Consider the following 16,526-nt stretch of genomic DNA (forward strand, 5'->3'; position numbering starts at 1 on the left):
TTGAGGCGGAGGGCAGGACGATGGCAAACATGGATACAATCGTCCGGGGCGGCCGGGTAGTGCTGCACGTTCCGGGTGTGCTGGAAGCGGTAATGCTGCTTCACAAATTTGCTTTGCCTGCGGGGGAGGCGGTACAAGCGGCACTCGATGTCTATGCAGGAAAGGAGGGAGCATTATGCTGAACCAGATGCCGGTTTCCAGAAATGCCATGGTTACTACGCCGCATTATATCGCCAGTGCGGTAGGGAGCTCCATCCTGCAGCAGGGCGGAAGCGCGGTCGATGCAGCAATAGCGATCAGCGCAGCCTTGGGCGTTGTCTATCCGCATATGACAGGGTTGGGCGGAGACGCATTCTTCCTTGTTCACGATGGGCAAAGCGGCAGGATTGCGGCTTACAACGGGAGTGGACGCTCCGCTGCAGGCATAAACGCGGATACTTTCAAGTCGATGGGGATGAGTGCCATTCCGCAGCGCGGCGTGCTTAGCGCGATCACCGTTCCCGGCATGGTCGATGCCTGGTGGGAAGTGTGGAACCGCTTCGGCAAGCTGGAGTGGGCGGTATTGCTGGAGCCCGCGGCGCGTTATGCCGAGCAGGGGTGCCCGGTCTCCCGCAATCTGCGCCTGTGGATGGAAAGAGATGAAGAATTGATTACGGGATATGCGCCGCTTAGGCGCATTTACGCCCCGGAAGGCACTCTTTTGCAGGAAGGAGGCCTGCTGCTGCAGCCTGAACTTGCGGCCTCCATTCGTTTGCTCCAAAGCGGGGGACGCAAAGCTTTTTATACAGGGGAACTTGCCGAACGCATCGCTGCAGCCATGCTTGAAGACGGTGGCATGCTGACCGCGAAGGATTTTGCCGATCACCGGGGTGCATGGGTAGAGCCGGTCAGCACGGATTATCGGGGCTATCAAGTGCATCAAATGCCGCCGAACTCGCAAGGGTTCTCGATGCTCATGATGCTGAACATGCTGGAAAACATCAATCTTTCGGCGGTGGCGCGCACGTCGCCCGAGTTCTACCATCTGATGGCCGAAGTGGTGAAGAAGGCTTTCCGCGATCGTGATCGGTATTTGACGGACCCGGATTTCAGGAAGATCCCGCTTGAGCGCCTGTTGTCCAAAGCTTACGGCAACGAGCTCTGGAACGAAATTCATGCGGCACCGCCTTCCGCGCAGCCTTTCATCTCCCAAACGATGGGGCAGGATACCGCGTACGCGGCCGTGGTTGACGGCGATGGTCATGCCGTTTCGTTCATTCAAAGCCTGTATTTCGATTTTGGCTCGGCCTACGTGCCTGGAGGCACGGGGATCATCATGCAAAACAGAGGTTCTTTTTTTTCGCTCGATCCGAAGGATGCCAACGTGCTGGAGCCGGGCAAACGTTCCTTGCATACGTTGATGCCTGGCATGGTCACCCGGAACGGAAAGCCTTGCCTGCTTGTAGGCACTCAGGGTGGCGAAGGTCAGCCGCAAACGCAGCTGTCCGTGCTGACCGGCGTGTTGGATTACGGGCTAACGGTTCAGGAAGCGATCGGGCTGCCGCGTTGGGTTTACGGCCGCACTTGGGGTGAGGATGGGGACACCATGCGCGTCGAGAACCGATTTCACGATGATGTATGCGACACGCTTGCCCGCTGGGGACATCAGGTAGAAGCGGTATCGCCGTGGGATGACATTATGGGCCAATCGCAAGGCATTGCGATTAGCGAGGACGGCATGATCAGCGGCGCGGCCGATCCCAGGGGAGACGGCATGGCGATCGGATGGTAGCCGATAACCCAACCACGCATTAGGGTGATTGCCTGGTCTTTGCTGCAGGATATAGACCAGTTCAAGGGCACAGATTGAAAACGGATGGGGGAAAAGACATGGGAACGATCCTGCTGAAAGGTGCTCAGCTCGTTACGATGAATGCGGACGAAGAAGTATTTACGGGCGATCTCTTCATCGAAGACAACCGGATCAAGCAAATGAAGGAGAATATCGACGCTCATGCCGATGAGGTCATCGATGCCCGCGGCAAAGTGCTGCTGCCGGGTTTTGTCCAAACGCACATCCACTTGTGCCAGACCTTGTTTCGCGGCCGCGCGGACGATCTGGAACTGATGGATTGGCTGCGGCAGCGCATTTGGCCGCTGGAGGCCGCGCATGATGAGGAATCTGTCTATTATTCGGCCATGCTCGGGCTCGGCGAACTCATCTCGAGCGGCACAACGACGATTCTGGACATGGAGACGGTCCATCATACGGAATCTGCTTTTCAAGCAATGGCACAGAGCGGCATTCGCGTCATTTCCGGCAAAGTCATGATGGATCACGGCGACGAGGTGCCGGAGCCGCTGCGCGAGAGCACGTCTGCTTCGCTGCAGCAGAGCGTGGACTTGCTGGAGAAATGGAACGGTTTCGGCGGCGGGCGCATCCAGTATGCGTTCTGCCCGCGTTTCGTCGTCTCTTGTACCGAGGATCTTCTGATCCAAGTCAGGGAGCTGTCCAATCAATACCATGTTCGCGTCCATACCCATGCATCCGAAAACCGGGGTGAAATCGAACTCGTCGAGCATGAACGCGGCATGCGCAACATCACGTATCTGGATCACATCGGGCTCGCCACGCCAAGGCTGGTTCTGGCTCACTGCGTGTGGCTGAGCGAAGAGGAGAAGGAGATCATCCGCAAACGCGGCGTCAAAGTAACGCATTGTCCCGGATCCAACCTGAAGTTGTCCTCCGGGATTGCAGATATTCCGGACCTGCTGAACCGACAGATTGCAGTGGGCATCGGCGCCGACGGCGCGCCGTGCAACAACAATCTGGATATGTTTCAGGAGATGCGTTTGACGGCGCTGATCCAAAAGGTTCCGCACGGGCCGACGATGATGGATGCACGCACGGTGCTGCGAATGGCCACGATGGGAGGAGCCGAGGTGTTGGGTATGTCGAAGGAGATCGGCAGCCTGGAGGTCGGCAAAAAAGCAGACGTCGTGCTGCTTGATCTGGACGATTTTCACACCTATCCTTCTTACGATACGGATGTGTACTCCCGCGTCGTGTATTCGGCAACGCGGAGCTGCGTGGATACGGTGATCATCGACGGTCGCATCGTGCTTGGCAACCGCAAAATCCGGACGATCGACCGTGGTATGGTGCTGCGGGAATCGGATAAAAGCATCGCGCGGTTGATGAAACGAATCTGAGTGAATCGGCTTTCAGCAGAAGCGAATGGAGGAACAGCCATGGAGATGCATGATCTGTGCGCGGCAGCCATCCGCGAAACGAGCTGTGTACTGGCAACGGCGGTGAAGGTGGAAGGCCATGCTTACCGCAAGCAAGGGGTTTCCATGCTGCTCACCGAACGCGGAGACATGTTCGGGAGCATCAGTCCCGGCTGCCTGGAAAGCGATCTTCAGGCTCGCGTTGGCCACGTCTTGGAGACGGGGAAACTGGAATGGGTCGAATACGACATGCGTCCGGAGGAGGATTGGTCCTGGGGAGAGACGATTGGCTGCGGAGGATTCGTGTTGGTTCTTCTTGAGCCTGTGCATGAAGAACTGCGTTCGGTGATGCATGAGATGTACGCTTGTCTGGAGGAAGGGATTGCCGTTGAGCTCTTGCGCCGTTTTCATGCGGATTATTCCCGGACGGAGTATGTTTTGAAGCGAAGGAACGGGATTCTCGGCCATATGGAGATTCCTTCGACTAACTTGGCAGCCCTTCACGCTGGAAAAGAGAGCGAAAAGGAAGAAACGGTTGGCGGGACCGAACGGATGAACCCTGATAAAGCAGAAGAAACCGAAGCATTATCGAACAGTGCTATGGCGGCTGAACAGCGTTGGAACATGCCGCGCTGCCTGAGCAGCGTCCATTCTCCCAAGCCACGCCTTGTCATTGTGGGTGCCGGCAATGACGCGATACCGGTAGCGGGACTTGCGGGAGCTTCCGGCTTCCGCGTCGTGGTCGCCGACTGGCGGGAATCGCTCTGCAATGCGAAGCGATTTCCCCAGGCGGAGCGCGTGCTGGGTTTTCCAAACGAGATCATGCCTGTCCTGCAGATCCGAAGCGGGGATTACGTCATACTGATGAGCCACCAGTTTCCGCGCGAACGCGAGTTTTTGGAGCTGTTGGCAGCTTGCGAGTATCGATATCTAGGAATTCTGGGTTCCAAAACAAGAACAGTAAGACTGCTGAAGGGTCTGCCCATGCTTCCCAATTTGCATGCACCGGTGGGGCTGTCCATCGGGGCGGACGGTCCGCAAGAAATTGCCGTTAGCATCGTGGCTGAACTCATCGCGGACAGAAGAGCCGTTTCGGCGAGAAAGCCGACTGCCGGAGGAGGAGGAGCCTGTGAAACTGACAGGGATCGTGCTCGCGGCCGGTCGGAGCAGCCGACTGGGGCGTGACAAGTTGGCCGTTACGATGCCCGGGGGCAGAAGTCTTGCGGCTTGGACATTGGAGGCCGCTCTAGGCTCATCAGCCTTGGCGAACGTGGTTTGCGTGGTGAAGCCTGAGGATGATTTACGGTGGGTGCCTTCGGAATGGATGGGCGAGGCAAATGCACGTAATAGCAGCGCTTCTGTCCGTATTCGGCAGACGAAGCTGCAGCTCACGGCATGTACCGATGATCGCGAAGGCATGGCCAACTCGCTGCGTTGCGGCATCCAGGCTGCGATGCAGACCCGCCCGGAAGGTGTCGTGATTTTGCTCGCGGACCAGCCCTTGCTGCAATCCCGGCACATCGACCTTGTAGCACGTGTTCTGGCGGAAGATCCCTTACTGGATTACTCGGCAGCGATGGACGACACTCCCGGAGATTTCGGCAAACCGCCGATCGCGTTCCGGTGTCACATGATGGAACGGCTGCTGCTGCTTCATGGGGACGAAGGGGCGCGAACGGTATTGCGTGAGCCATGTTATAAGGGCGGTCAGGTGATCCTGCCAGACTTTGCCTTTTGGGATGCCGATACGGAGCCGCAGCTGGCGCGCATTATCGATTTCGCGGAACGTGCGCAAGTGAAGTGAGAGTGTGAATGTGATATGAGCAACGATTTGGATCGATTCCCGACGCCAGAACTATGAAAGAAAAAGGAGATGGGGCATAATGGCTGTTCCTGTATACGGATCGGGTGCAAGACCACACGTATGGCAGCCCGCAGACCTGGATGAGCTGCAAATGGCAAAACAACGCTGTGGCGATAACTTTATATTTGTGGCGGGCGGCACGCTGCTTCGCACGCAGTGGGAAGGCGGGATCGCCCCTTTCCCCCGGCATCTCATCAGCCTTGAACGAATTGCGGAGGCATCCGGGATTTTCGTAGAAGAGGACCGGCTTGTGCTCGGGGCGCTGAATACGTTGAATGAATGTGCGGCGAATCCATTGTTGCAGCGGTTCCCGCTGGTGCAGGATGCCGCGAGGGCCATTGCGGCCCCATCGATTCGCAACCTGGCGACGATTGGCGGCAATGTGGTGTCCGGCGTAGGCGATGCTATTCCGGCCTTATTGGTATATGACGCAGGCTTGCAGTGGATGACGGACGCGGGCATACAGGTTCAGAGCCTTTCTTCTTGGCTGGCGGAAATGAAGACGGGGAAACACGATCCTCATCGCATGCTGCTGGCCGTTCAGCTCCCTCTGAGTTCGGCAAACGGAATCGGGACTGCATGCCAGGAACAGCCGTTGACATTGAAGCAGGTTTCATTCTTCCGTAAGCTGGGCCGACGGGAGACGTTCACTGCTTCGCTGGTCACCATTACTTATCACGGACTCATCGGGTCAGACGGACGCTGGATCGAAGTTCGCATTGCGGCAGGCGGAGGATCCGGTTTGGCGATGCGCCTCAACGAAACGGAGGCACTGCTTGGCGGCAAGGTAGCGGACATTCAACAGTCAACAGCGCTGAGCCAGGCTGCAGCTTCCGAATTCTTGACCTATGGAGACGCATTTGCCACAGACCTCTACCGCAGCCAGGCGGCGGGCAATCTGCTGGGAGGCGGCTTGTGGGAAGCACTTGGCCGATCATAAACCGAGATCGATATGAAAGGGGAGCGGGTACATGCTGATTCATCGGGAAAACAGCGGCAAACGATGGCATCTTCGACCTGACGGGGCGGGCAAAGTAACGGGGCAGCTTCAATATCTGACCGATATGTCGCTGCCGGACATGGTATATGGAAGGGTTTTGCGCAGCCCGTACCCTTATGCTCGGATATTGTCCATTCATACAGAAGAAGCCGAGTCCATGGAAGGCGTTCATGCGGTGCTGACGGCCAAGGACGTCCCGGGATTAAATCGCTTCGGAATCGCCACGCCTGACCAACCCGTGTTCTGCGAAGATGTCGTTCGTTATGTCGGCGACGCCGTTGCCGCCGTCGCCGCGGATACGCCCGAACGCGCAGCGCTTGCGCTGGAAGCGATCCGGGTGAGCTATGAAGAGCTCGTCCCTCTCGATAGCACGGATGCCGCCTTGGCGCCTGAAGCCCCGGAGCTGCATGAGCACGGACCGGGCAATGTGCTCCATCGAACCGAGATCAAACGCGGCAACGTGGAGGAAGCTTTTGCCGCATGCGAGCATGTGGTGACCGAAACATACTACACGCCAAGGCAAATGCATGCGTACATGGAGACGGAAGGCGGGCTTTTCGTTCCGGAACGGGATGGAAGGCTTCATGTGTACGCGGCAACGCAGCATGGTTATAAAGACCGAATGCAATTGGCCCGCATTATCGGCTGTTCGGAAGAAGATATCCGGGTCGTATCATCTCCGATCGGCGGATCGTTCGGCGGCAAGGACGAACTCAACGTACAGCCGTACGGCGCATTGTTGGCATTACGTTGCGGACGTCCGGTCAAAATGCACAACTCCCGTAAGGAATCGGTTCGGGCGGGATTGAAGCGGCATCCGATGAAAATCGAAATGCAAACAGGCATCAGCCCCGAAGGCATGATACTGGCCCATAAAGTCCGCATTACCGCGGATACCGGAGCCTATGCCACCTTGGGAGCACCGGTGCTTAATTTTGCCACGGAACATTGCCTCGGTCCTTATGCGATCCCGAACGTGGACGTGGAGGGCGTCTCGGTATACACCAACAATGGCGTATCGGGCGAGTTCCGCGGATTCGGAGGGAATCAGGCGATCTTTGCGATGGAGGGCCAGATGGATCGTCTTGCCGCAATCATGAACATGGATCCGTGGGAATTCCGCAGACGGAACCTGAGGGCCAAAACCGATCCGGGACCGCTCAACCAGCGCATTCTCGTCACGGATGGGTTGGCGCAGGTATGGGAAGCCATGGACCGTTCGGAGCTATGGCAAAAGCGCCTGCGTCCTCAAGCGGCTGCAAATCTGCCGCCATGGATCAAACGGGGCGTTGGCGCGGCCATCGCCATGCACGGCGCAGGGCTGGGCTACGGCATTCCCGATCCCGCAGGGGGCCGCTTGTCGCTGAACGCGTCGGGACGGATCGAAGCCGCGTTCGGCTACGAAGAATTCGGGCAAGGCCTCGTGGCGACGCTGGAAATTATGCTGTGCGATCTGTTCCAATGCAGCCGATCCGACCTCAGCATCATCATCGGCGATACCGACAAGGTTCCGCACAGCGGTTCGAGCACGGCCTCGCGCTCGACCACGATGGCCTGGATGGCTTTGCAGCGGCTTCAGGTTCCCTTTCGCGCCAGAGTACTTGAGGCAGCGTCAGGCTTGTCGGGAATCCCGAAAGATGAACTGGCGACCGGGCCGGGAGGCGTATGGCGCGCGAAAGATCTGGCCTGCATGGAGGATGGGAGCGAAGCTGAAAAGCCGGAAACAGAGTTTCCGGAGATAACGAGAAATGAAGATAAAGTGCGAGTTGGCACAAGGTCGGGTGGACCTGCTGCCATCGTGTCATATCAAGCATTGGTTCAGCAGGGCGAACCCGAGGATTGGGTATTCGATACGCATTTTGAGTACCCGACTACCCCGGACAACGTTGTCGGCGGGCACTATCTTTATACGTATGCCGCAGTGGCTGCCGAGGTGGAGGTCAATACGTTAACGGGTGAAGCCAGGCTGCTGGATACGCGCCATGTGGTTGCCGCAGGGCCTGTCATCAACCCGATGGGTTTCTTGGGACAGATCGAAGGCGGCAGCGTGATGGCGCTTGGCTTTACCCTGACGGAAGATGCAGTGATGAAAGATTCCCGCTACGTAACCACGAATCTCGATACGTACCTGATTCCAACCATTCGCGATATCCATGCGTCCTTGGAAGTGGAAGCGATCGAGGATTTGCCGGAAGGGGACCCGTACGGTCCTCGGGGCATCGGCGAGATCGGATCGGTTGCGTTGGCGCCGGCCATCACGGCAGCAATCCATCAAGCTACAGGCGAATGGTTGACCCGGCTGCCGGTTTCACGCGAGCAATTGATGAGGCCGCTGGATGTACCGCTTGAGGAAGGAGTGAGTCATGGATGAAAGAACCACGAGGAACCGAGTGGAACGCCATCGTAAATGGTGAGACAAAGCAACTGCACGTGGATCCGTCGACTCGCCTTGTAGATGTGCTGCGAAACGAGCTGAAGCTGACGGGAACCAAAGTATCGTGCGAAATCGGGCGTTGCGGGGCATGCATGGTGCTGGTCGAAGATGTTCCCGTCAATTCGTGCCTCGTCATGGCCTATCAATGTGCAGACAAGGCCATCACCACTATAGAAGGCCTGCACGGCGAAGGGAAGGAGGATCTTCACCCCATCCAGCGTGCTTTTGTCGAGGAAGGCGGGTTTCAATGCGGATATTGCACTCCCGGCATGATCATTTCCGCCAAGGCGTTATTGGATGCGAATCCGCAGCCGACTCAAGAACAGATTGAAACGGCACTGTGCGGCAATCTATGCCGGTGCACCGGATATGGGGGTATATTGAGAGCAGTGAGCAAGGCTCGAGAATTCTACCCTACCGAGTGTTCAACATCCGCCGGTTCCCAAGGGAATGCTTCCAAATCAGGATGACACGGACAAAAATGCCAAAGTTAAACCTTGTTGCCGGGAATGAACCGTCCGAAGTGGCGGTTTTTGTCGTTGAACAGCAAAGAAAAGCAATCGTTTTTTGTGGAACCATGCGATAAAAACGCGAAAATGATATGTACGAAACGATAATGACGGAATATAATGGAAAGGAAGTTTTGATTTATAGAGCAGGACGCTGAACAGCCCCAAACAGACGCAGGAGGTGAATGATGCGATTCCGGTGTTTTTTGATCCATGGAGTCACCAGATACCCGATCGAGTGCATAGGGTCTATTTAGCACGCAAAAAAGAAAATACGGTTTTCCGGCCGGGTCATGAGTGAATTTCGATCGGAATAACACGGCATCCAGGAGGATTTTGCAATGGTAGCAAATCGAAGCGTAGCGTTATCGGTAATACTTACTCTAATTACTTGCGGTTTGTATGGACTGTACTGGTTCTATACGATTACCGAGGATACAGGGAGACTTAGCGGAGATCGAGACTTCACCGGCGGCAAACATCTTCTGCTCTCCATTATCACGTGCGGGATCTGGACCTTCATCTGGTCTTACCAGGTGGGTAAACATCTGGCTTATGTGCAGCAGCAGCGTTCCCAATACATAACGGATAACTCCGTACTCTATCTGGTGCTCAGCCTGTTCGGCTTGGGAATTATCAACTACGCGCTCATGCAGTCGGAACTGAACAAGTATTCGTATGCTCCGCATTAATACCCCCTTTCGAAAAAAGGCGGTTGGCACCATCCTGTTAGGAATTACGGGTTATGCGTATTTAAAGGTATGGCTGCCTTGGACGGGATTAAGCATTCCATGCGTCTTTCATGAAATGACGGGATTATACTGCCCGGGTTGCGGGATTACCCGAACGCTCCTCTCTTTGATCCAGGGGGATCTGCCTCAGGCTTTCCGCTTTAATATGCTTGTGTTTGTGTTAGCACCCATGTATCTGGCGTATACCATCTCATCGAAATACAGGTGGGACATGACCAAAAACGCCATTATGGCCAGCATGCTGGGGCTAACCCTGTTATTCGGCATGATGAGGAATACCCCTATGTTCGGTTGGATGGCACCCACGTTGCTGGGGTGAAAATAAGGGATGAAGCAGGTATGTCCGACAGGGCATGCCTGTTTTTCTTTTGTTTTTGTTGCTTGAGCGGCTTCATTTTTTCTATTTTGACCACGTAAATAAATCGCAAAAACTCATTCCGGGAAAATTCACGACAATTTAATACGTAATTATTATTATGTAAACTTATATTTTTCGATGGCCCCTATAAGCAGCATCTATGCAAGGATTCGATTGAAAAGTTTGAAAATAAAGCATTCCCGCATCAAACCTCCTATACAACTTTCCTCGATTGTTCCGACTTCATCGTTCCATTTCTACCATTTTTCGAAGCTGATCAAGGCTTACAGCGGTCTCATGAAAATCGTTTTCGAAAAAATGAACTCGCCGAAGTTTTGGCGACATACTTCATAATAACGATGTTAACATTCCCTTGTTTTACGAATTATCGAGCTATAATATGCGGTTTGGATGGTAAATATGACGTGCACACGGTCATGGGAGGTATTTTCCTTCAAAAAAGCGGTCGGCATTCAGCCTCTGCATCCATGATCTTCGTTGAAAATGGATTGAAAATCGGTCCGCTTAGAAGGTCCCACGTCTAACTGCAATAAAGTTAATATTTTGAAATGGCATGGGGAGAGGCATGTCTTAGATCATTTTCATACCGATTTGCGATGGATTTCCACTCCGTTCTGCCTGTATGCTTTGGAAAACTGGAAAGGAAGTGGGAAAATGGAACGCGAACTGGCGTTGGAAATTGTCAGAGTAACAGAATTGGCAGCATTGGCTTCTGCCCCATGGATGGGTAGGGGAGACAAGAACAGTGCAGATGAAGCGGCTACTTTGGCCATGCGCGCCATGTTCGATTCCGTGTCCATTCGCGGCACGGTAGTAATCGGTGAGGGAGAAATGGATGAAGCGCCCATGCTGTACATCGGCGAAGAAGTCGGCAATGCCGAAGGGCCTGAGGTGGATGTGGCTGTTGACCCGCTCGAAGGCACCGAAATTGTCGCCAAGGGGCTGAACAACGCTTTATCGGTTATTGCAGTGGCGGGAAAAGGAAATTTGCTGCACGCCCCGGACATGTATATGGAGAAACTCTCCGTGGGGCCTGAATTGGTAGGTAAAGTCAGCATTGAAGATCCGATTGAATTGACGCTTGAAAAGGCGGCTGCCGCTCTGAACAAAAACATTTCGGACTTAACGGTCATGATCCTGGACCGCACAAGACATGAAAGCACGATCAAAACGCTGCGCAGAGTGGGCGTGCGCATCAAATTCCTCAGCGACGGCGACGTGGCAGGAGCGATGGCGCCGGCATTTCCTGAAGCAGGCATCGACCTGTATGTTGGATCAGGGGGAGCGCCGGAGGGGGTTCTGGCAGCTGCGGCATTATCTTGCCTCGGAGGAGAAATACAGGGCAGATTGATGCCTGCCAATGCGGACGAATTCCAACGCTGCTTGCAGATGGGAATCGATAATCCATACAAGGTGCTGACGATGGAAGACATGATCGGCACGGAAGACGTCATTTTCGCCGCGACGGGCGTAACCCCCGGCGAAATTCTGGGAGGCGTCCGATATCTTGCGGATGATCGGGCAGAGACCTATTCGATCGTAATGCGGGCCAAAACCAAAACAATCCGCTTCATTCGCTCCATGCATTTCCTTCCCAATAAAGAAGTGCTTCATAAAGTCAGACAGCTGCAGTCCAAACCGAAGCCCGCGGATCGCATTCCGAAAGTGTTCGAACAGGCCGAATTCAGCCAGTCTTCCGCCGATGCCGGAGTAACGGGAGTAAGCGGTTAGTTCATCAGAGAAATAAAAGCCAGCAGTCTTTTTGCAGCTTGAAATAAAAGATGTTCACCCGATTTGCATCGAATAAAGACAAGACAAAAAAGGAGGGGTTCTGCTTATGGTCAGAGCCCGTCCTTTTTACGTAAAAAGTATTGACAACGTTTACAACACATGAGAAAATGTACGCGCGTACATAAAAGTTAACTGAGGGATTGAGCGTTGATCACACCATCGTTTATGCCCTGTTTCGTTAACTTTTGATTTCATAATTACATGAGAGGGGTGAGGCGATGGCTACGCGAAAAGAGGTCGCGGACCTTGCAGGCGTGTCCGAAGCCACCGTATCCCGCGTGCTTAACGGGGTAGGCCCCATCAAGGAAGAAACGCGCCGCAAAGTGCTTGCAGCTTCCAAAAAGTTGGGATACGTACCGAGCGCGCTCGCCAGCCGTTTCGCACGCAGCAAAAGCGGAAATCTGGGCGTTGTGTTGCCGTACGTTCCAAAGGCCCATCTATTTTCGGCCTATTTCTTCTCGGAAATGCTAAGCGGCATCGGCAGCAAGGCCAGGGACAACGGCATGGACTTGCTCGTTCTGTTCAGAACGGCGGACGAAGTGATGGACTATGCGGATCTGTTTCGCCGCCATAAGGTGGACGCTTGCGTCATTCTAGGGGCGCAAGATGACCCGAGTGAACTGGCGGCCCTGCGGGAACTGCATAATGAAGGGCATCCGTTCTGCGTGATGAACCAGCATTTTGCCGGCGAATCGTTCATGGAAGTGGATGCGGATCATGTGGAGGGCAGCAGGCTGGCCATCAGGCATCTTGCGGATCAAGGCTATCGCAAAATCGCGTTCCTCAACGGTCCTGACCGTTATTCCAACAGCCAGGAGCGCCTGCAGGGGGTTCGTATCGGCTTGGCGGAGGCTGGGCTGGGAGCTGAACCGCATCTTCTCCTGCAGGGCAATTACAGCCGCAGGAGCGGCATGGAGGCTGCCGCAGCCATTGCGAATCGGATCGGCGAGATCGATGCGGTGTTCGCAGCCAATGACCGGATGGCAATTGGCGTCATGCATGGCCTGCGCGAGCGCGGCATAGCTATAGGCGATTTCCCGGCATTCGTCGGTTACGACGACTCCGACGCAGCAGAGATGGCGGTTCCGCCGCTAACCAGCGTAAGGGTTCCTTTTTACGAAATGGGCGAGCTGGCCGCCGCAAAGCTGATTCGCCACTCGCTTGGCGAAAGCGATTACACGGAAGATGAAAGCTCGGCGTTCAACCCGGCAAGGCAGCTGCTGCCGACGAAGCTCATCATCCGGGCGTCTTCGGAACGTAAAGCTTAAAGATTGGTTGCAATGTTAACGATGGCAATTTCCAAAGGAGGAAACGATCATGTCAAAACGTCTTCGTGTCGGAATGGTAGGATACAAATTCATGGGAAAGGCCCACAGCAACGCTTACCGCGCTCTGCCGATGTTCTTCCCTTCGGCTCCGCTCCAGCCTGAGATGTCCGTGATCTGCGGACGGAGCGAGCAGGGAGTTCAAGCGGCTGCTCAGCAGTTCGGATGGGCTGAAAGCGTAACGGACTGGCGGGAGCTCGTGAAGCGCGACGACATCGACCTGATCGATATCAACGCGCCGAGCGACGCGCACAAGGAAATCGCGCTAGAAGCGGCACGGCAGGGCAAGCACCTCTTCTGCGAAAAACCGCTGGCGCTTTCGCTGGCGGATTCCCGCGAAATGCTTCAGGCAGCGGAGGAAGCGGGCATTTCCCACATGGTCGGATTCAACTATCGCTTCTCTCCGGCCGTGCAGTTGGCGAAGGAGCTGGTGGAGAGCGGACGTCTCGGCAAAATTTATCATTTCCGCGCGTTCTTCCTTCAGGACTGGATTCTCGATCCATCGTTCCCGCTCGTTTGGCGCCTGCAAAAAGACGTGGCCGGGTCCGGTTCGCACGGCGATCTTGGTGCTCACCTGATCGATCTGGCGCGTTTCCTGGTCGGCGAATTCAAGGAAGTCATCGGCATGAGCGAAACGTTTATCAAACAGCGTCCGCTGGCTTCGGAAATGACCGGACTGACCGCTAAAGGCAATTCGGGCACCGATGCGCCGATGGGCGAAGTTACGGTGGATGATGCGACCTTGTTCCTCGCACGTTTTGAGAACGGTGCGGTGGGCAGTTTCGAGGCGACTCGTTTTGCGGCAGGCCATCGCAGCACCAATTCGTTCGAGATCAACGGCAGCTTGGGCAGCGTGCGCTTCGATTTCGAACGCATGAACGAGTTGGAAGTGTACTTCACGAAGGATGAGGAAGATGTGCAAGGTTTCCGGCGCGTGCTTGCGACCGATGCGGCGCATAAGTATGCCGAGGCTTGGTGGCCGGCTGGGCACACGATCGGCTTCGAGCATACGTTCACGCATGAAATGCTGGAACTGGTGACGGCAATCTCCGAAGGACGCCAGCCTCAGCCAAGCTTCCATGACGGCGTAGCTTGTCAGGCCGTATTGGAAGCCGTGGAACGTTCCGTAACGGAACGGCGTTGGGTCGGACTGGAAGAAATGTAGGGTTGAGGCAACAAAGTACAAAGTGCCATGGCAGCGAATATAACAAACTTTCGGGAAAGCGAGTGATTGGCGATGAGCAAAGCTTTGATCGTATGGGGTGGCTGGGATGGTCACGAACCGGAACAGGTAGCGGCTATTTTTGAACGCATTTTGAAGGAAGAAGGATTTGAGGTAGAGGTATCCAACACGCTGGACTCCTACGCCGATGCACAGAAACTGCTTGACCTGGATCTGATCGTTCCGTTGTGGACGATGGGGCAGATTGAACAAGAGCTGGTCAATAACGTATCCGCGGCCGTACAGAGCGGGGTCGGTCTTGCAGGCTGCCACGGCGGCATGTGCGACGCGTTCCGCAACAACGTTGATTGGCAGTTCATGACGGGTGGACAATGGGTTGCCCATCCCGGCAACGATGGCGTCGAGTACACGGTGAACATGAAGCGCGGGTCAAGCCCGCTCCTGGATCATATCGAAGACTTCGAAGTCAAAAGCGAGCAATATTACCTGCATGTCGATCCTGCGGTGGAAGTATTGGCAACAACCCGCTTCCCGATCGTTAACGGTCCTCATGCGGCGAACGGTCCTGTCGACATGCCTGTTGTCTGGACGAAGCGCTGGGGAGCCGGCCGCGTGTTCTACAACTCGCTCGGACACCATGCCGACATCGTGGACATGAAACCCGTGTCCGAAATGATGCGCAGCGGTTTCAAATGGGCGGCGGCAGGCAAAGCCGTGGCCAAAGAACGGAATGTTGCGAGCACGGAAGCATACACAGGCATGGCGGATAATCAAACGGTATAACGCGGCTTAAAGAAGCTCCAACAATTCAATTAACGCCCGAAGGGAGTACGGACAATCATGGACAAAATGAAAGTCGGCATTATTGGTTGCGGCAAAATCAGCGGCATCTACATGGAAAACTGCCACCGATTCGAGGTGCTCGAGCTTGCAGCCGTAGCGGATATCGACCGGAAGCGCGCGGAGGAACAGGCTGCTGCCTATCAGGTTCCGAAAGTATATTCGGTGGAAGAGATTTTGGCGGATCCCGAAATCGAACTGATCATCAACCTGACGATCCCCGCCGTACATGCGGATGTCTGCTTGAAGGCGCTTGAAGCAGGCAAACACGTCTACGTCGAAAAACCCCTTGCCGTTACCCGCGAAGAAGGTCAAGCCGTGCTGGAGCTTGCCCGCGAAAAGGGCTTGCTGGTCGGCTGCGCACCCGAAACGTTCTTCGGTTCCGGCATTCAGACATCGCTGAAACTCGTCGAAGACGGGGTAATTGGCAAGCCGATGTCTGCGACCGCTTTTATGATGAGCCGCGGCCACGAGCACTGGCATCCGGATCCGGAGTTTTACTATGCATCCGGCGGCGGCCCGATGTTCGACATGGGTCCTTATTATTTGACGGCACTGGTGCAGCTGCTCGGACCGATCTCCAAAATTGCGGGCATGACGGGCAAGGCCATGGACCAACGCACCATTAGCAGCGAGAAAAAGCGGGGCCAAACGATCCAAGTGGACATTCCGACGCACGTAACCGGTCTGCTGCAATTCGAGCAAGGGGCGATCGGCACGCTCATCACGAGCTTTGACGTATTTGGCGGAAGCGCACTGCCTCCGATCGAGGTTTATGGAACGCATGGCACGCTGCAAGTTCCCGATCCGAACACCTTCGGCGGTCCGGTCCGGTATCGCTTGACGGGCGAGCAGGAGTGGACCGAGGTTCCGCTGCTTCCCGGCTATCAGGAAAACACGCGCGGAATCGGCGTTGCGGATATGGCATACGCTGCGCGCAGCGGCCGCGCTCATCGGGCAAGCGGGGAATTGGCATACCATGTGCTTGAAGCCATGTGGGCCTTCCATGACTCCTCCGATACCGGAACGTTCTACGAGATGAAGAGCACCTGCAAACGTCCGGCGGCGCTGCCGGAGAACTTGCCGTTGTACACGCTGGATCAATAAAAAAACTTCGTCAATAGCAGCTCATTCAACCGGCTGCAAGACCATGAAAACAGCCCCGCGTCCTTATCATTAAGGAGGCGGGGCTGCTGCTTTTCACGATCGAGTTACAATAATTCAAGGTTTACCGATATA

At 55.3% G+C, this 16,526-nt stretch carries 14 protein-coding genes; all 14 read left to right on the top strand.

What is annotated here, in order from left to right:
- Positions 1-20: 20 nt before the first annotated feature.
- The 14 genes from MKY59_RS15465 to MKY59_RS15530 all read left to right on the top strand — a co-directional run bounded on the left by MKY59_RS15465 (position 21) and on the right by MKY59_RS15530 (position 16,394).
- Positions 21-182: a hypothetical protein gene (locus MKY59_RS15465; RefSeq protein WP_339278280.1), complete on the top strand. Its 162-nt coding sequence runs from the start codon at positions 21-23 to the stop codon at positions 180-182.
- Positions 176-1,771: a gamma-glutamyltransferase gene (gene ggt, locus MKY59_RS15470; RefSeq protein ID WP_339278281.1), complete on the top strand. Its 1,596-nt coding sequence runs from the start codon at positions 176-178 to the stop codon at positions 1,769-1,771. Before MKY59_RS15465 ends, ggt begins: the two co-directional genes overlap by 7 nt.
- A gap of 98 nt (positions 1,772-1,869) precedes the next feature.
- The gene (locus MKY59_RS15475; RefSeq protein ID WP_236414224.1) at positions 1,870-3,192 is read left to right on the top strand and encodes a 5'-deoxyadenosine deaminase; all 1,323 of its coding nucleotides are present in this window, start codon (positions 1,870-1,872) and stop codon (positions 3,190-3,192) included.
- 39 nt (positions 3,193-3,231) lie between these two features.
- Positions 3,232-4,395, top strand: coding sequence for an XdhC family protein (locus MKY59_RS15480; RefSeq protein ID WP_339278282.1), 1,164 nt, complete (start codon positions 3,232-3,234; stop codon positions 4,393-4,395).
- On the top strand, positions 4,340-5,014 hold the full coding sequence (locus tag MKY59_RS15485) for an NTP transferase domain-containing protein (RefSeq protein WP_339278283.1): 675 nt from the start codon (positions 4,340-4,342) through the stop codon (positions 5,012-5,014). The genes MKY59_RS15480 and MKY59_RS15485 overlap by 56 nt, the downstream gene beginning before the upstream one ends.
- A 79-nt stretch (positions 5,015-5,093) precedes the next feature.
- Positions 5,094-6,014, top strand: a complete 921-nt coding sequence (locus tag MKY59_RS15490) for an FAD binding domain-containing protein (RefSeq protein ID WP_339278284.1) — start codon at positions 5,094-5,096, stop codon at positions 6,012-6,014.
- 31 nt (positions 6,015-6,045) lie between these two features.
- Positions 6,046-8,445 carry a xanthine dehydrogenase subunit D gene (gene pucD, locus MKY59_RS15495; protein ID WP_339278285.1) on the top strand — a complete coding sequence of 800 codons (2,400 nt, stop codon included), beginning with the start codon at positions 6,046-6,048 and terminating at the stop codon, positions 8,443-8,445.
- Complete coding sequence (locus MKY59_RS15500) at positions 8,442-8,978, top strand: (2Fe-2S)-binding protein (protein ID WP_236414230.1); 537 nt, start codon at positions 8,442-8,444, stop codon at positions 8,976-8,978. The genes pucD and MKY59_RS15500 overlap by 4 nt, the downstream gene beginning before the upstream one ends.
- 380 nt (positions 8,979-9,358) lie before the next feature.
- On the top strand, positions 9,359-9,709 hold the full coding sequence (locus tag MKY59_RS15505) for a DUF4234 domain-containing protein (RefSeq protein ID WP_236414231.1): 351 nt from the start codon (positions 9,359-9,361) through the stop codon (positions 9,707-9,709).
- Positions 9,710-10,802: 1,093 nt separating this feature from the next.
- Positions 10,803-11,879, top strand: coding sequence for a class II fructose-bisphosphatase (gene glpX / locus MKY59_RS15510; protein WP_339278286.1), 1,077 nt, complete (start codon positions 10,803-10,805; stop codon positions 11,877-11,879).
- 278 nt (positions 11,880-12,157) lie between these two features.
- Positions 12,158-13,207 carry a LacI family DNA-binding transcriptional regulator gene (locus MKY59_RS15515; protein ID WP_339278287.1) on the top strand — a complete coding sequence of 350 codons (1,050 nt, stop codon included), beginning with the start codon at positions 12,158-12,160 and terminating at the stop codon, positions 13,205-13,207.
- Positions 13,208-13,256: 49 nt separating this feature from the next.
- Positions 13,257-14,429, top strand: coding sequence for a Gfo/Idh/MocA family oxidoreductase (locus MKY59_RS15520; RefSeq protein ID WP_236414235.1), 1,173 nt, complete (start codon positions 13,257-13,259; stop codon positions 14,427-14,429).
- Between the two features lie 72 nt (positions 14,430-14,501).
- Entirely contained in the window at positions 14,502-15,230 is a 729-nt protein-coding gene (locus tag MKY59_RS15525; RefSeq protein ID WP_236414237.1) for a ThuA domain-containing protein, read from the top strand.
- A gap of 57 nt (positions 15,231-15,287) precedes the next feature.
- Complete coding sequence (locus MKY59_RS15530) at positions 15,288-16,394, top strand: Gfo/Idh/MocA family oxidoreductase (RefSeq protein ID WP_236414239.1); 1,107 nt, start codon at positions 15,288-15,290, stop codon at positions 16,392-16,394.
- Positions 16,395-16,526 lie beyond the last annotated feature (132 nt).

This window comes from Paenibacillus sp. FSL W8-0426 (assembly GCF_037969725.1).
Taxonomy (GTDB): domain Bacteria; phylum Bacillota; class Bacilli; order Paenibacillales; family Paenibacillaceae; genus Paenibacillus; species Paenibacillus hubeiensis.

Bases quoted from the DNA above. Each gene is read 5' to 3' on its own strand.
- pucD (WP_339278285.1), top strand. From the start codon at position 6,046: ATGCTGATTCATCGGGAAAACAGCGGCAAACGATGGCATCTTCGACCT.
- MKY59_RS15505 (WP_236414231.1), top strand. From the start codon at position 9,359: ATGGTAGCAAATCGAAGCGTAGCGTTATCGGTAATACTTACTCTAATT.
- MKY59_RS15530 (WP_236414239.1), top strand. From the start codon at position 15,288: ATGGACAAAATGAAAGTCGGCATTATTGGTTGCGGCAAAATCAGCGGC.
- ggt (WP_339278281.1), top strand. From the start codon at position 176: ATGCTGAACCAGATGCCGGTTTCCAGAAATGCCATGGTTACTACGCCG.
- MKY59_RS15525 (WP_236414237.1), top strand. From the start codon at position 14,502: ATGAGCAAAGCTTTGATCGTATGGGGTGGCTGGGATGGTCACGAACCG.
- MKY59_RS15500 (WP_236414230.1), top strand. From the start codon at position 8,442: ATGAAAGAACCACGAGGAACCGAGTGGAACGCCATCGTAAATGGTGAG.
- MKY59_RS15515 (WP_339278287.1), top strand. From the start codon at position 12,158: ATGGCTACGCGAAAAGAGGTCGCGGACCTTGCAGGCGTGTCCGAAGCC.
- MKY59_RS15480 (WP_339278282.1), top strand. From the start codon at position 3,232: ATGGAGATGCATGATCTGTGCGCGGCAGCCATCCGCGAAACGAGCTGT.
- MKY59_RS15465 (WP_339278280.1), top strand. From the start codon at position 21: ATGGCAAACATGGATACAATCGTCCGGGGCGGCCGGGTAGTGCTGCAC.
- MKY59_RS15520 (WP_236414235.1), top strand. From the start codon at position 13,257: ATGTCAAAACGTCTTCGTGTCGGAATGGTAGGATACAAATTCATGGGA.
- MKY59_RS15490 (WP_339278284.1), top strand. From the start codon at position 5,094: ATGGCTGTTCCTGTATACGGATCGGGTGCAAGACCACACGTATGGCAG.
- MKY59_RS15475 (WP_236414224.1), top strand. From the start codon at position 1,870: ATGGGAACGATCCTGCTGAAAGGTGCTCAGCTCGTTACGATGAATGCG.
- glpX (WP_339278286.1), top strand. From the start codon at position 10,803: ATGGAACGCGAACTGGCGTTGGAAATTGTCAGAGTAACAGAATTGGCA.